The organism is Faecalibacterium prausnitzii (genome assembly GCF_019967995.1).
Classification (GTDB): Bacteria; Bacillota; Clostridia; order Oscillospirales; family Ruminococcaceae; genus Faecalibacterium; species Faecalibacterium prausnitzii_E.
The window spans coordinates 2,583,726-2,597,164 of sequence record NZ_CP065377.1; the positions used below are offsets into that span (position 1 = coordinate 2,583,726).

General features: G+C 58.7%; 18 protein-coding genes. 11 read left to right on the forward strand and 7 right to left on the reverse strand.

Annotation, left to right across the window (positions count from 1 at the left end):
* The first annotated feature begins 13 nt into the window (after positions 1–13).
* The 4 genes from I5P96_RS12480 to I5P96_RS12495 all read left to right on the forward strand — a co-directional run bounded on the left by I5P96_RS12480 (position 14) and on the right by I5P96_RS12495 (position 3,235).
* Positions 14–1,186 carry an NADP-dependent malic enzyme gene (locus I5P96_RS12480; RefSeq protein ID WP_207685972.1) on the forward strand — a complete coding sequence of 391 codons (1,173 nt, stop codon included), beginning with the start codon at positions 14–16 and terminating at the stop codon, positions 1,184–1,186.
* A gap of 12 nt (positions 1,187–1,198) precedes the next feature.
* On the forward strand, positions 1,199–2,038 hold the full coding sequence (locus tag I5P96_RS12485) for a fumarate hydratase (RefSeq protein ID WP_097791656.1): 840 nt from the start codon (positions 1,199–1,201) through the stop codon (positions 2,036–2,038).
* Between the two features lie 50 nt (positions 2,039–2,088).
* Positions 2,089–2,643, forward strand: a complete 555-nt coding sequence (locus I5P96_RS12490; protein WP_223382422.1) for a Fe-S-containing hydro-lyase — start codon at positions 2,089–2,091, stop codon at positions 2,641–2,643.
* Between the two features lie 196 nt (positions 2,644–2,839).
* A complete protein-coding gene (locus I5P96_RS12495; protein WP_097791655.1) occupies positions 2,840–3,235 on the forward strand; it encodes a metal-dependent transcriptional regulator in 396 nt (131 codons plus the stop codon).
* Positions 3,236–3,292: 57 nt separating this feature from the next.
* Here I5P96_RS12495 and I5P96_RS12500 read toward each other — a convergent pair whose 3' ends face one another.
* A complete protein-coding gene (locus tag I5P96_RS12500) occupies positions 3,293–3,643 on the reverse strand; it encodes a type II toxin-antitoxin system PemK/MazF family toxin (RefSeq protein ID WP_097791654.1) in 351 nt (116 codons plus the stop codon).
* A 93-nt stretch (positions 3,644–3,736) separates the two neighbouring features.
* Positions 3,737–4,156, reverse strand: coding sequence for a holo-ACP synthase (locus tag I5P96_RS12505; RefSeq protein WP_118552466.1), 420 nt, complete (start codon positions 4,154–4,156; stop codon positions 3,737–3,739).
* Positions 4,157–4,342: 186 nt separating this feature from the next.
* Between I5P96_RS12505 and I5P96_RS12510 the strand changes: the two genes are divergently transcribed.
* Positions 4,343–4,588 carry an IreB family regulatory phosphoprotein gene (locus I5P96_RS12510; RefSeq protein WP_097791652.1) on the forward strand — a complete coding sequence of 82 codons (246 nt, stop codon included), beginning with the start codon at positions 4,343–4,345 and terminating at the stop codon, positions 4,586–4,588.
* Between the two features lie 56 nt (positions 4,589–4,644).
* Here the strand turns inward: I5P96_RS12510 and I5P96_RS12515 are convergent, their stop codons facing one another.
* Complete coding sequence (locus I5P96_RS12515; RefSeq protein ID WP_223382424.1) at positions 4,645–5,586, reverse strand: tRNA dihydrouridine synthase; 942 nt, start codon at positions 5,584–5,586, stop codon at positions 4,645–4,647.
* A 93-nt stretch (positions 5,587–5,679) separates the two neighbouring features.
* Positions 5,680–6,612, reverse strand: a complete 933-nt coding sequence (gene cysK, locus I5P96_RS12520; RefSeq protein ID WP_223382426.1) for a cysteine synthase A — start codon at positions 6,610–6,612, stop codon at positions 5,680–5,682.
* 326 nt (positions 6,613–6,938) lie between these two features.
* Between cysK and I5P96_RS12525 the strand changes: the two genes are divergently transcribed.
* Both I5P96_RS12525 and I5P96_RS12530 read left to right on the forward strand, forming a co-directional pair.
* The gene (locus I5P96_RS12525; protein ID WP_097791649.1) at positions 6,939–7,370 is read left to right on the forward strand and encodes an RrF2 family transcriptional regulator; all 432 of its coding nucleotides are present in this window, start codon (positions 6,939–6,941) and stop codon (positions 7,368–7,370) included.
* A 123-nt stretch (positions 7,371–7,493) separates the two neighbouring features.
* The gene (locus I5P96_RS12530) at positions 7,494–7,907 is read left to right on the forward strand and encodes an EamA family transporter (protein ID WP_207685977.1); all 414 of its coding nucleotides are present in this window, start codon (positions 7,494–7,496) and stop codon (positions 7,905–7,907) included.
* A gap of 209 nt (positions 7,908–8,116) precedes the next feature.
* Here I5P96_RS12530 and I5P96_RS12535 read toward each other — a convergent pair whose 3' ends face one another.
* Entirely contained in the window at positions 8,117–8,323 is a 207-nt protein-coding gene (locus tag I5P96_RS12535) for a hypothetical protein (protein WP_223383775.1), read from the reverse strand.
* 25 nt (positions 8,324–8,348) lie between these two features.
* On the opposite strand from I5P96_RS12535, the gene I5P96_RS12540 reads away from it, so the two are divergent.
* From I5P96_RS12540 to I5P96_RS12555, 4 genes are read left to right on the forward strand one after another with little or no spacing between them, the layout of a single operon-like run.
* Entirely contained in the window at positions 8,349–9,188 is an 840-nt protein-coding gene (locus tag I5P96_RS12540; RefSeq protein WP_411703333.1) for a metal ABC transporter substrate-binding protein, read from the forward strand.
* 14 nt (positions 9,189–9,202) lie between these two features.
* Entirely contained in the window at positions 9,203–9,913 is a 711-nt protein-coding gene (locus tag I5P96_RS12545; RefSeq protein ID WP_223382430.1) for a metal ABC transporter ATP-binding protein, read from the forward strand.
* A complete protein-coding gene (locus I5P96_RS12550) occupies positions 9,910–10,758 on the forward strand; it encodes a metal ABC transporter permease (RefSeq protein ID WP_118552452.1) in 849 nt (282 codons plus the stop codon). The genes I5P96_RS12545 and I5P96_RS12550 overlap by 4 nt, the downstream gene beginning before the upstream one ends.
* Entirely contained in the window at positions 10,755–11,291 is a 537-nt protein-coding gene (locus I5P96_RS12555; protein ID WP_118552450.1) for a hypothetical protein, read from the forward strand. The genes I5P96_RS12550 and I5P96_RS12555 overlap by 4 nt, the downstream gene beginning before the upstream one ends.
* Before the next feature lie 71 nt (positions 11,292–11,362).
* Here the strand turns inward: I5P96_RS12555 and I5P96_RS12560 are convergent, their stop codons facing one another.
* Positions 11,363–11,611, reverse strand: coding sequence for a DUF6061 family protein (locus I5P96_RS12560; RefSeq protein ID WP_223382432.1), 249 nt, complete (start codon positions 11,609–11,611; stop codon positions 11,363–11,365).
* A 301-nt stretch (positions 11,612–11,912) separates the two neighbouring features.
* Positions 11,913–13,424 carry a lysine--tRNA ligase gene (lysS, locus tag I5P96_RS12565; RefSeq protein WP_223382434.1) on the reverse strand — a complete coding sequence of 504 codons (1,512 nt, stop codon included), beginning with the start codon at positions 13,422–13,424 and terminating at the stop codon, positions 11,913–11,915.
* Positions 13,425–13,439: the final 15 nt, after the last annotated feature.

Here is a 13,439-nt window from a genome sequence, read left to right on the forward strand (position 1 = left end):
AGGAGGAACATCCATGGATTACAACAAAGCCGCTCTCGAAATGCACGAGAGCCACCACGGCAAAGTCGGCATCGTGAGCAAGGTCGAGGTCAGGACCCGCGACGACCTGTCCACGGCTTACACCCCCGGCGTCGCCGAGCCCTGCCGCAAGATCAAAGAGAACCCCGACGACGTGTACAAGTACACCTTCAAGAGCAACATGGTGGCCGTCGTGTCCAACGGCACCGCCGTGCTGGGCCTGGGCGACATCGGTCCCGAAGCCGGTCTGCCGGTCATGGAGGGCAAGGCCGTGCTGTTCAAGGAATTCGGCGGCGTGGATGCCTTCCCCATCTGCATCGACGCCCACGACGCCGCCAGCGTCATCGCGGCCTGCAAGGCCATCGCACCGACCTTCGGCGGCATCAATCTGGAGGACATCAAAAGCCCGGAGTGCTTCGAGATCGAAGAAACGCTGGAGCGTGAGCTGGACATTCCCGTCTTCCATGACGACCAGCACGGCACCGCCATCGTCGTGACGGCTGCGCTCATCAACGCCCTGCGCGTGGTGGGCAAGAAGATGGAGGATGTCCACATCGTCCTGAACGGCCCCGGTGCCGCCGGCACGGCCATCATCAAGATGCTGATGACCGCCGGTGCCAAAGACATCGTGGCGGTGGACCAGTTCGGCACCCTGTACAAGGGCTGCAACAGCGCCGAGGCCCACAAGAACTGGCTGGGCGAAGTGACCAACCCCCGCCAGATCAAGGGCGGCCTGAAGGAGGCCATCGAGGGGGCCGACGTCTTCATCGGCGTGTCCCGCCCCGGCATTCTGACCACCGAGCTGTGCAAGACCATGAATCCGGACGCCATCGTTTTCGCCATGGCCAACCCCACCCCGGAGATCATGCCCGACGAGGCCAAGGCAGGCGGTGTGCGGGTCATGGCCACCGGCCGCAGCGACTTCCCGAATCAGGTGAACAACGTGCTCTGCTTCCCCGGCCTGTTCAAGGGTGCCCTGAGCGTCCGCGCACGGGACATCAACGATGCCATGAAGCTGGCCGCAGCCTACGCCATCGCCGACCTCATCACGGATGAGGACCGCAGCGAAGAGAACATCATCCCCGGCGCATTCGACCCCCGCGTGGCCGAGGCCGTGGCCTCTGCCGTGGCAAAAGCTGCCCGCGAGACCGGCGTGGCCCGTCTGTAAAGGAGGCGCGGTATGAGGACGATCTCCGCACAGTCCATCACCGATACCGTCGCCCGCCTGTGCATCGAGGCCAACACCCGCCTGCCCCAAGACGTGGAAGCGGCTCTGGCCAGAGCGCGGGAGGAAGAGCCGTGGCCGCTGGCGAAAACCACCCTCGACCTGCTGTGGTCGAACCTCGGTGCGGCGCAGGAGAAGGCTCTGCCCATCTGTCAGGACACCGGCATGGCCTGCGTCTTCGTGGAGCTGGGGACGGATGTCCACATCGACGGCAGCTTTGAGGCCGCCATCCACGAGGGCGTCCGCCGGGGCTACACCGACGGCTACCTGCGCAAGAGCATCGTGGCCGACCCCCTGCGCCGGGGCAATACCGGCGACAACACCCCTGCCGCCATCACAGTCCACCTCGTGGACGGCGACGGCTGCACCATCACCGTGGCCCCCAAGGGCTTTGGCAGCGAGAACATGAGCCGCATCCAGATGCTCAAACCGGCCGACGGCGTGGAAGGGTTCAAGAAATTCGTGCTGGAGACGGTCACGCTGGCAGGCTCCAACCCCTGCCCGCCCATCGTGCTGGGCATCGGCGTGGGCGGCAGCTTCGACAAGGTCGCCTATCTGGCCAAAAAGGCTCTGCTCCGCCCGCTGGACATCCCCAACCCGGACCCCTACTATGCCGCCCTCGAACGCGAACTGCTGGCCGCCGTCAACGAGACCGGCATCGGCCCGCAGGGCTTTGGCGGCAGGACCACCTGCCTGGGCCTTGCCATTGAGCAGATGCCCACCCATGTGGCGGGTCTGCCCGTGGCCGTGAACGTTTCCTGCCATGTCACCCGCCGTGCCAGCGCGACGCTGTAAACGATCCCCTTTCCGTCAAAGGCGTGAGCCTATTAGGAGGCTTGATGAACATGCAATACGAACTGACCACCCCCTGCACCGCACAGGACCTGGCCCCGCTCCAGGCGGGCGACACCGTTCTGCTGTCCGGTGTGGTCTACACGGCCCGCGACCAGGCGCACAAACGGATGCTGGAAGCACTGGACCTGGGCGAACCGCTCCCCTTCGACCTCGAAGGCAGCGCCATCTACTACGTCGGCCCCACACCGGAGCGCCCCGGTGCGGTCATCGGCTCGGCCGGGCCCACCACCAGCGGCCGGATGGACGCGATGAGCCCCCGCCTGCTGGACCTGGGCAACAAGGTCATGATCGGCAAGGGCAAGCGGGATGCCGCCGTCAAGGAAGCCGTCGTGCGCAACGGCGCGGTCTATCTGGCTGCGCTGGGCGGGGCCGGTGCCCTGATGGCCAAGAGCGTCAAAACGCTGGAAGTCATCGCCTGGCCGGACCTCGGCTGCGAAGCCGTCCGCCGCCTGACTGTGGAGCAGATGCCCCTGACCGTCATTCTGGATGCCCACGGCGGCGACCTCTATCTCTCCGGCCCGGAAGCCTACCGCGCGTCCAGATAAGCACGTTCCACAAGATTTCAGGCCCTGTTTCCGGTCAAAATAGCAAAATCATGCAGAAGAAGCTCAGTTTGTTTTAGCAAACTTCCGTCGAACGACTTGCATCCCCCGGCAGAATGTGGTATCCTATAACAAACCGAACCGATGTGCGTTTTTCTGCTCCGGGCCGGAAATCAAGAAAGGCAGGAGGCCGACAACCATGCAGATCCACCAATCCGCAGAAGATTACCTTGAAACGATCCTGATGCTGAATCAGAGGATGGGCCGCGTCCGTTCCATCGACGTGGTCAACGAACTGGGCTACACCAAAGCCAGCGTCAGCATCGCGATGAAAAAGCTGCGGGAGAACGGCTACATTGCGGTGGACGGTGAGGGTAACCTGACCCTGCTGGAGCCGGGCCGCGAGATCGCCGAGCGCATTTACAGCCGCCACCGGCTGCTGACCCACTTCTTCGTGCAGCTGGGCGTGGAAGAGGACATCGCCGCAGAGGACGCCTGCAAGGCAGAGCATATCCTCAGCGAGCAGACGCTGGAAAAGATCCGCGAGTATGCCCTGCTCCACGACGCCGAGAGCACCCTGAAAAACGAAGACTGACCCAAAACCAGAAAAGGGACTGCCCGAACCGGCAGTCCCTTTTCTGGTTTCACATCTTCAGTAGGCATCCAGCCCCAGGCTGACATCCAGTGCCTGATCGACCCGTTTCTGGTCTTCCGGCGTGATCTGCCCTGCGCGCTCCCGCAGGCGGTGTTTGTCCAGCGTGCGGATCTGCTCCAGCAGCACGACGCTGTCCTTGGCGAGGCCGGTGTCCGCTGCCCGGATATTGATATGGGTGGGCAGGCGGGCTTTGTCCAGCCGGGATGTAATGGCCGCCGCGATGACGGTGGGGCTGTGGCGGTTTCCGATCTCGTTCTGCACGATGAGCACCGGCCGGATGCCGCCCTGCTCGGACCCCACCACCGGCGAAAGGTCTGCGTAGAAAACTTCTCCTCTGTGTACTTCCATGGAATCAACCCTCCCTGTCTGCCTCTAGTATGGGCTGTGCCGGGCAGCGGTATGCACGCGGGGGCTTTCTTCCATTTTATGCAGCGGAGTGGATCAGGTTTCCGCCTGTTCCAGGACGCAGAACGCCAGCGCCATACCGCCGTCGTGGCTGAGGGAAAGGCGGGCCGTCACGTGATGCTCCTCCACCCAGGCCGCCGTCCGGCCGGAGAAGCGATACACCGGTGCCCCGGAGGGCAGGCGCAGCACCTCGATCTCGCAGAGCGAAAACGGCTCCCGCAGGCCGGTGCCCGCCGCCTTGAGGAAGGCTTCCTTCGCCGCAAAATCCGCAGCGGCGCTGGCGGCTCTGTGGGTGCACCTGCGGGCGGAAGGGTCGGCCCGACACTCGGCCAGCGCAAGCGCCTGCCGCTCCCCGGTGCCAAACACCCGCGCCTCAAACGCCGCCCCGTGCGCCCCAAACAGGCTTTTTTCCATCCGTGCCACCTCACAAAGATCACATCCTACCCCGAACAGCATGAAATCCTCCCCTTTCCAGGGCAAACGCCCCGTTGTTTTGACTTAAAATTTCCGTTGATTTTGGTGAATATGTGCAAATAGAGTCTGGAATCTTGAAGTTTACACTCGCTTCGTGTACAATGAACTATAGTTCTAGTTCCACTTCCGCTTTGGGCGTGGATAGAAATACCGAAGGGGGTGTACTGCGTGGGCGACGCAACTGCTATTTTTTCGATCCACGACAAAAAGGACGACGAAATTCATGAGATCGTACAGCAAGTGTACGACGCATTGAAGGAAAAAGGCTACAATCCGGTCAATCAGCTGGTGGGCTACATCCTGTCCGAAGATCCCACTTATATCACGACCTACAAAGGAGCCCGCTCCCTCATCCGTAAAGTTGACCGGGACGATCTGCTGCAGGCTCTGCTCCGCAGCTACCTGAACGTCTGATCCGCTTTGTCCTTTCCGGCCCGCTGTCTCGCAGAAGACGGCGGGCTGTTTTTTATTTATTTCAGCTGCCGCGTAAAGATCTGGTTCACCACCGTCTCATACTCCCACCCCTCGCGGGCCTTGCGGAGAGGCTTTTCCAGCGGGTCGGCCCCTTCGAACCGATGGATGAGATAGAACCAGTGCGCCTTCATCCGGCTGACGGCACAGCTGGCCGCGCCAAAGGCCTCGGTGTAGCCGTGGTAGAGGTCGTCGCAGTAGCCGCGCAGTTCCTCTCTGGAAGCCGGTGCGCCGCCCCGCGCGCGGCGGAACAGTGCCGGGTCTGCGATGAGCCCCCGCCCCACCATGATGCCCGACAGCTGCGGGAACTCCGCTTCTAGCGTGTGCAGTTCTTCCGGCGTCGTGACATCGCCGTTGTAGCAGACCGGCATCCGGCACTCCGGCAGCGCCGCAGCAAAGGCGGCACGGTCGGCCTCGCCCCGGTACAGCTGCTTCATCACGCGGGGATGGATGGTCAGCTCGCAGATGGGATAGTGATCGTAGATATCCAGCAGAGCCGCAAACTCCTCCGGCTTCTGGACGCCGATGCGGGTCTTGACCGAAACCGGCCCCTCCACCGCCGAAAAGACGGCGTCCAGAAAAGCGTCCAGCCGGGCGGGGTCCCGCAGCATCCCGGCTCCCTTGCCCTTGGCCGTCACCGTGCCAGAGGGGCAGCCGAAGTTCAGGTTGACCTCCGTGTAGCCCAGCTTCCGCACTTCGCCGATCATCCAGGCGGCCAGTTCGCCGTCTCTGGCCAGCAGCTGCGGGATGACGACCGTGCCTGCATTGGCCTCCGGGGCCAGCTCCGCCATCTTTTTCGGGATGAGGACGCGGTTTTCCGGCGGCGACAGGAACGGCGCATAGTAGCGCGTGGGCGCATCGGCTGCGCCAAACCATTTCTGGTGCACCTGCCGCCAGATGCGGTCGGTCAGCCCCTCCATCGGGGCAGCGTAATAGTTCATAGAAGACCTCACAGTGTTAAGATGTCTCTATTGTAGCACAAAAAATGCCGCCGCGCATCTGTTTTGCGCAGCGGCATTGCTCTATCTTGCGGGTTATTCGGCGAACAGCGGCGTGGACAGGTAGCGGTCGCCGGTATCGGGCAGGAGGACAACGATCTTCTTGCCTGCGTTTTCGGGGCGCTTTGCCAGCTCCAGAGCAGCCCAGACAGCTGCACCGGAGGAGATGCCCACCAGAACGCCCTCCTTGTGGCCGATCAGACGGCCGGTCGCAAAGGCGTCTTCGTTGGTGACGGGGATGATCTCATCGTAGACCTTGGTGTCCAGCACAGCGGGGACGAAACCGGCACCGATGCCCTGGATCTTGTGTGCGCCTGCAACGCCCTGGCTCAGCACCGGAGAGGATGCAGGCTCCACGGCCACGACCTTGACGCCGGGGTTCTTGCTCTTGAGGTACTGGCCCACACCGGTGACGGTGCCGCCGGTGCCGACGCCTGCCACGAAGATGTCCACTTCGCCGTCGGTGTCTTCCCAGATCTCCGGGCCGGTGGTCTCAATGTGCGCCTTGGGGTTGGCCGGGTTGACGAACTGACCGGGGATGAAGGCGTTCGGGATCTCCTTTGCCAGCTCATCGGCCTTGGCAATGGCACCCTTCATGCCCTTGGCACCCTCGCTCAGGACCAGCTCTGCGCCGTAAGCCTTCATCAGCTGGCGGCGCTCCACGCTCATGGTCTCCGGCATGACGATGATGATGCGGTATCCCTTGGCCGCCGCCACAGCGGCCAGACCGATGCCGGTGTTGCCGGAGGTCGGCTCAATGATGACGGAACCAGGCTTCAGCTTGCCGGTGGCTTCTGCATCGTCGATCATCTTCTTGGCGATGCGGTCTTTGACCGAACCCGCCGGGTTGAAGTATTCCAGCTTTGCCAGGATGGTGGCCTTCAGGTCCTCCTGCTTCTCGATGTGGGTCAGCTCCAGCAGCGGAGTGTGACCGATCAGCTGATCTGCGGACGTATAAATCTTGCTCATAAGAATGTTCCTCCCTCTGCGGGCACCCGGCCCGGAACGATTTCGTCTCTCCATATTCCCTGCAAACCAACATCGTTTATGGGTTTGATGGTATTATAGCCCTCTTTCCCCCGGTTGTCAATGGAAAAGTGCAAAAAACAGATTGAAAAGTTATAAACCCCATTGTATAATAGGTTAAAATCAAAATTTCTCCCTCCCCTGCGGTGACATCTCCCCTGTTCGGAGGTCGGGCGGGCCGCTCTACGGCGTTGTCGCCTGCGGCTGCTGCCCATTTCCGCAGGACCAACGGTGAGACGGAGAGGTTGCTATACAATAAGGAGTGCACTATGATCGTTTCAACCAAAGGCCGCTATGCGCTGCGTGTGATGATCGACCTGGCCGAGCATCAGGCCGAACGCTATGTCCCGCTGAAGGAGGTCGCCGCGCGGCAGGATATCTCGGAAAAATATCTGGAGAACATCCTGAAAGTCCTGGTGCAGAACGGCTTTCTGGAAGGGCTGCGCGGCAAGGGCGGCGGCTACCGCCTGACCCGCAGCCCGGACCAGTACACGGTGGCGGAGATCCTGCTGCTGACGGAGGGCAGCCTTGCCCCGGTGAGCTGCCTGACGCCGGGAGCCCCGGCCTGCGAGCGGATGGCCAACTGCCGCACCTATACAATGTGGAAAGGTCTGAACGACCTCATCGCCGACTACTTCGGCAAGATCACCCTCGCCGACCTCGCCGCACCGGAGCAGGCGGGAAATGATTATGTGATCTGATCTGATCTGCATCCCCCGCATGAAAACGCAGGGAGCACAGAGCGGCCCCACAGCGGCCGTCATACCAGCCGCGCCCACGCCGACCTTCATTCCATGGCAGTGTGAGGAAAAGGAGACTATTTTATGTGGTTTGTTTTTGCGCTGGGCTCTGCGGTATTTGCCGCACTGACTTCCATTCTTGCGAAGATCGGCATTGACGGCGTGAACTCCACGCTGGCCACGGCCATTCGCACCGCCGTTGTGCTCCTGATGAGCTGGGGCATGGTGTTTCTGACCGGGACGCAGACCGGCATCGGGGATATTTCTCACAAAAGCTGGCTGTTCCTGATCCTATCCGGCCTTGCCACCGGTGCAAGCTGGCTGTGCTATTACCACGCCTTGCAGATCGGTGCAGCGTCCAAGGTGGTCCCCATTGATAAACTGAGCGTGGTCATCACGCTGGCTCTGGCATTTTTCATCCTGCATGAGCCGTTCACGGCCAAAAGCCTGATCGGCTGTGCGCTCATTGCTGCGGGGACTTTGTTCATGGTATTATAAAAGAGTATGAAAGCGGGAAAAGGCTGCGGCACGTTGTTTTGTGCCGCAGCCTTTTTTGTGATTCTTCCAGCCTGCTGTGTTACGGTCATGTGAGAGGGAAACTTTGGCAAAAAGAGAGAGGGTTGGACGACACCAGCCCTCCTGACAACAACTTTCCGATAAACGTAGTGTCTACAAAAATTTCCACTTGACAATCCAATGTTGCCTTGCTATAATTCAATTTGCAACCAAGTTGCAAATTCAAGAAGAGAGGGCAATGGGCGCATTTCCATGAAAAAACTCAAACGTATATTCGCTGTATTTTTTTGCCTTTTGCTGGCTGCTGGTATTTTGGGCGGCTGCGGAAAGGCCGAATCCTCGTCCATTTCTGCATCATCCGCATCACAGAGTGGCAGCAAGCCGCTGAAAATCGTCACGACTATTTTCCCGGAGTATGACTGGGTGCGCGAAATTCTCGGCGATAAGGCCGATCATGCCGAAGTTACCATGCTTCTGGACAACGGCGTAGATTTGCACAGTTATCAGCCCACCGCAGATGATATTATTAAAATCTCGGACTGTGACTTGTTCATCTATGTTGGCGGCGAATCGGATGGCTGGGTGGAAGATGCCTTGAAAGAAGCCACCAATAAGGAGATGCAGGTCATCAACCTGCTGGATGTGCTGGGCGAACAGGTAAAAGAGGAAGAAGTCGTAGAAGGCATGGAGGCCGAGGAAGAAGAATCCGAGGACGAAAATGAGCCGGAGTACGATGAACACGTCTGGCTGTCGCTGAAGAACGCTGAAACTCTCTGCAATGCGATCACCGATGCACTGGAAGAGATCGACCCGGCTAACAAAGATGCCTATGCTGCCAACGCTGCATCCTATCTGGAAAAGCTGGCCGCTCTGGATGGCGAATATCAGACGGTGGCGGACAATGCCGCCCGGAAAACTGTGCTGTTCGGCGACCGTTTCCCGTTCCGCTATCTGGTGGACGATTACGGTCTGAGCTATTATGCCGCGTTTGCAGGCTGCTCTGCGGAAACGGAAGCCAGCTTTGAGACCATTTCTTTCCTTGCTGGCAAAGTGGATGAACTGAGACTGCCCTGTGTACTGACCATTGAGGGCGCACAGCACAAAATTGCCGAAACTATCGTGCAGAATACCGCCGAAAAGAATCAGTCCATCCTGACGCTGGATTCCATGCAGTCCACCACATCCACCGATGTGGCAAACGGCACGACCTACCTTTCCGTGATGGAAAGCAATCTGGATGTGCTGAAACAGGCTCTGAACTAAAGGAAGGAACCGTCATGTCTCAGCTCATTTGTAAGAACCTTCTCGTTGGCTATGAGGGAAAGGCCATTCTGGATCCTCTGAACTTTGAGATCCACACAGGCGACTATCTTTGTGTAGTTGGTGAAAACGGTGCAGGAAAAAGTACCTTGATGAAAACTCTGCTCGGTTTGCAGCAGCCTATTTCCGGGCAAATCGAGATGGGCGATGGCCTGCGCCGGAACGAGATCGGCTATCTGCCTCAGCAGACCATCGTGCAGAGGGATTTTCCAGCGTCGGTGCAGGAAATCGTGCTGTCTGGTTGCCAGAGCCGTTGTGGACTCCGCCCATTTTACAGTCGAGAGGAAAAGCAGCTTGCGCAGGATGCCATGCACAAAATGCAGATCGGATCGCTGGCAAAATGCTGTTACCGGGAGCTTTCCGGCGGTCAGCAGCAGCGCGTCTTGCTGGCGCGCGCCCTCTGCGCTACCCGGAAAATGCTGCTTCTGGACGAGCCTGTTTCCGGTCTTGACCCAAAAGTGACTACGGAAATGTACCATCTGATTGAAAAACTGAACCAGCAGGAGGGCATTACCGTCCTGATGATCTCCCACGATATTCAGGCTGCGGTTTGCTACGCAAGCCACATTCTTCATGTTGGTGAAACGATCTTTTTCGGCACACGGGAAGCGTATCTGCAAAGCCCGCAGGGGCGGCTGTTTGCGGCTGGGAAAGGCGGTGCCGTATGAATGTGTTGGAAAAGCTGATCTTTTACTGGAACTATCCCTTTGTCCGCTATGCGCTCATCGTGGGCGTTCTGATTGCCCTGTGTTCTTCGCTGCTGGGCGTGACGCTGGTGCTGAAACGGTTTTCCTTTATCGGAGATGGCCTTTCTCATGTGGCGTTCGGCGGCATGGCCATTGCGACCGTGCTGGGAATGTCCGACCATATGCCGCTGACGCTGGCCGTGACTGTGGCCTGCGCGGTCCTGTTGCTGCATACCGGACAAAACACCCAAATCAAAGGTGACGCTGCCATTGCTATGGTGTCCGTTGGCGCGCTTGCAATGGGCTATCTGCTGATGAATCTGTTCTCGACCTCGGCGAATCTGTCTGGCGATGTGTGCAGCACCCTGTTCGGCTCTACCTCGATCCTGACCCTGACAAAATCGGAAGTTTGGCTCTGCATCGGGCTTTCCATCATCGTGGTCGCAGTGTTTATGCTGTTCTACAACAAGATCTTTGCAGTCACCTTTGACGAAACCTTTGCACAGGCCGTCGGAACCAATGCAAACGGATACAATCTGCTGATTGCCATTGTCATTGCCGTCATCATTGTGCTGGCCATGAACCTTGTCGGCTCTCTGCTGATTTCTGCACTGGTGATTTTTCCGGCTCTTTCGGCCATGCGCCTGTGCAAGAATTTCCGCGCTGTCACCATCTGCTCAGCGGTATTGTCCGTGAGCTGTGCCTTTGTGGGCATCGTGGCTTCCGTCCTGGCCGGAACGCCGGTTGGTTCGACCATTGTTGCGGTTGACATGGCGGCGTTTGGCCTGTGCTGTCTGGCCGGAAAACTGCTGGGGAGGGCATCATGAAACGACTTTTGAAGGGCTTTCTGCTGCTCTGTGCCGCCGCTGCATTGACCGCCTGCGGTGCAAAGCCCGAAGCGGCATCTTCCGTGGCGACGGTCTTGCCGGAGTCTGCATCTTCTAGTGCTGTTACTGCACCCGCCCCGGAACATTCTGTGCAGCTCCCGGAAAGCAGCACTGCTGGCGCAAGCGATATTCACACCGGTATGGATGCAGACATTGACCTGACCTTACTCAGCGATACGGTTGTGAACGCAGAAGTTTACAATATGCTCGTTACCCCGGAGAACTACACCGATAAAATTGTTCGTATGACGGGCGAATATCAGGAGTACACAGATGAGCAGACTGGTGAGCTGTACCATTCCTGCGTCATCTACGATGCGCTTGCCTGCTGCCAGCAGGGAGTGGAGTTCGTGCTGACCGATGGCGATTACCCGGAAGAAGGCACAACCATTACCGTAGTGGGGCGGTATGAAACCTATACTACGCCTTATTATGATTATTTTCATCTGGTGGATGGAGTAAGGGAAAAGTAAATCAAACAAAACGAATCCCGGCAAGTGCCTACCTTGTAGAACACCTGCCGGGATTTGTTGTTATGTTGGACTTAATCTTCCAGCCTGCCATGCTCACATCCCAGTGACAGATAGTGCTCAATCTCCCCACTCAGCACAAGCTGAGCATACTCCAGCGGATTATTGTACAGCAGCCAGTCCAGCTCTGCCCGCTGTGCCGGGGTGTTGCCGTATTCGTCCTCGATGGCGATGCAGTCAATGGCAACGGTGGTGCCATCCTCGAACCGGACTTTCACCCGGTCGGTATCCATATTGAAGTGGCAGGAAAGCAGTTTGTTCATAAGTGTAACCTCCAATTTTTCACTTCAACTTCTCTTCCGGTGGAAAGTTCCGGCTGTCCGTTTGCAGATTTATGAATCCGTTTTCTGATGTATCTCCTTACGAGCCTACATCCATCCACCGCATCTTCAATTTCATCACCAAACCGGAACAACACTCTTTTTGCACTGCATTAATCTTAGCACCGTTTGGCGTAAAATTGGCGTATGGTGTAAAAATTGCTGGAAATCGCCGTAAACAAAAAGCCTGAAACTTCTCGGTACATCAAGAAGTTTCAGGCTTTTCTAATTGCAAATTGGAAATTTACTGCTCAATCGGCTTCATCGTGGGGAACAGCAGCACATCACGGATGGAGGCACTGTCGGTCAGGAGCATGACAAGGCGGTCCACGCCGAAGCCGAGGCCGCCCGTGGGAGGCAGGCCGTACTCCAGAGCGTTGACGTAGTCGTAATCGACCTGGGCCTTGCAGTCGGGCTCGATGGCCTTACGCTCGGCGACCTGGCGCTCGAAGCGGCCCTTCTGGTCGATGGGGTCGTTCAGCTCGCTGAAGGCGTTGCCGTACTCGGTGCAGTCGATGAAATACTCGAACCGCTCGGTGAAGGCGGGATCATCCGGCTTGCGCTTTGCCAGCGGGCTGATCTCGACGGGATAATCGTAAATGAAGGTGGGCTGAATGAGCTTGTCCTCGACGAAAGCGTCGAAGAACTCGGCCAGAATGGCACCCTTGGTGGGCACTTCGGGCAGCTCGACGTGGTGCTCCTTGGCCGCAGCGATGGCATCCTCGTCGGTCTTCCAGTCGTTGAAATCCACGCCGGAATACTTCTTGACGGCCTCGATCATGGTCAGACGCTCCCAGTGGCCCATGTCGATCTGCTTGCCCTGATACGGGATGACCATACCGCCGCAGATCTTGAGGGCCAGGCGCTTGTACAGCTCCTCGACCAGGTCCATCATGCCGTGGAAATCGGTGAATGCCTGATACAGCTCGATGGTGGTGAACTCCGGGTTGTGCTTGGGGTCCATGCCCTCGTTGCGGAAGATGCGACCGACCTCATACACACGATCCATGCCGCCGACAATCAGGCGCTTCAGATAAAGCTCCGTCTCGATGCGCAGGACCATGTCCATGTTCAGGGTGTTGTGGTGGGTGTAGAAGGGGCGGGCCGAAGCGCCGATCTCAAACGGAGTCAGGATGGGGGTATCGACCTCCAGGAAGCCCTTCTCGTCCAGATATGCGCGGATCTCCTTCAGGATCTGGCTGCGCTTGACGAAGGTCTCCTTGACTTCGGGGTTGGCGATGAGGTCCACATAGCGCTGACGGTAACGGGTCTCGGTATCGGTCAGGCCGTGGAACTTCTCCGGCAGGGGGCGCAGGCTCTTGGCCAGCAGGGTGAGCTCTTCCGCGCGGACGCTCAGCTCACCGGTCTTGGTGCGGAACACTTCGCCCTTGACGCCGATGATATCGCCGACGTCCAGCTTCTTGAACGCAGCGTAGGACTCTTCGCCCAGCTCATCGCGGCGGACGTACAGCTGGATATCGCCCTTATCGTCGCGCAGATGGGCAAAGCTGGCCTTGCCCATGACGCGCTTGGACATCATACGGCCGGCCAGAGCCGCCTTCTTGCCGGAATCGGTCTCGTTGGGCAGGTCCTTGAATTCTTCCTTCAGGTCAGCCGAATAGGCATCCTGCGGGAACTTGGTCAGGGTGAACGGGTCGTGACCCGCAGCCTGCAGATCGGCCAGCTTCTGGCGGCGCACCTGCACCTGTTCGCTCTCGCTCAGACCGGCAGCAGGATTTCTCTTTTGTTCTTCCATTGCTTCCTCCCGTGT

Coding starts and splice junctions, on each gene's coding strand:
- I5P96_RS12480 (WP_207685972.1), top strand. CDS start 14: ATGGATTACAACAAAGCCGCTCTCGAAATGCACGAGAGCCACCACGGC.
- I5P96_RS12485 (WP_097791656.1), top strand. CDS start 1,199: ATGAGGACGATCTCCGCACAGTCCATCACCGATACCGTCGCCCGCCTG.
- I5P96_RS12490 (WP_223382422.1), top strand. CDS start 2,089: ATGCAATACGAACTGACCACCCCCTGCACCGCACAGGACCTGGCCCCG.
- I5P96_RS12495 (WP_097791655.1), top strand. CDS start 2,840: ATGCAGATCCACCAATCCGCAGAAGATTACCTTGAAACGATCCTGATG.
- I5P96_RS12500 (WP_097791654.1), bottom strand. CDS start 3,643: ATGGAAGTACACAGAGGAGAAGTTTTCTACGCAGACCTTTCGCCGGTG.
- I5P96_RS12505 (WP_118552466.1), bottom strand. CDS start 4,156: ATGCTGTTCGGGGTAGGATGTGATCTTTGTGAGGTGGCACGGATGGAA.
- I5P96_RS12515 (WP_223382424.1), bottom strand. CDS start 5,586: ATGAACTATTACGCTGCCCCGATGGAGGGGCTGACCGACCGCATCTGG.
- cysK (WP_223382426.1), bottom strand. CDS start 6,612: ATGAGCAAGATTTATACGTCCGCAGATCAGCTGATCGGTCACACTCCG.
- I5P96_RS12525 (WP_097791649.1), top strand. CDS start 6,939: ATGATCGTTTCAACCAAAGGCCGCTATGCGCTGCGTGTGATGATCGAC.
- I5P96_RS12530 (WP_207685977.1), top strand. CDS start 7,494: ATGTGGTTTGTTTTTGCGCTGGGCTCTGCGGTATTTGCCGCACTGACT.
- I5P96_RS12545 (WP_223382430.1), top strand. CDS start 9,203: ATGTCTCAGCTCATTTGTAAGAACCTTCTCGTTGGCTATGAGGGAAAG.
- I5P96_RS12550 (WP_118552452.1), top strand. CDS start 9,910: ATGAATGTGTTGGAAAAGCTGATCTTTTACTGGAACTATCCCTTTGTC.
- I5P96_RS12555 (WP_118552450.1), top strand. CDS start 10,755: ATGAAACGACTTTTGAAGGGCTTTCTGCTGCTCTGTGCCGCCGCTGCA.
- I5P96_RS12560 (WP_223382432.1), bottom strand. CDS start 11,611: ATGAACAAACTGCTTTCCTGCCACTTCAATATGGATACCGACCGGGTG.
- lysS (WP_223382434.1), bottom strand. CDS start 13,424: ATGGAAGAACAAAAGAGAAATCCTGCTGCCGGTCTGAGCGAGAGCGAA.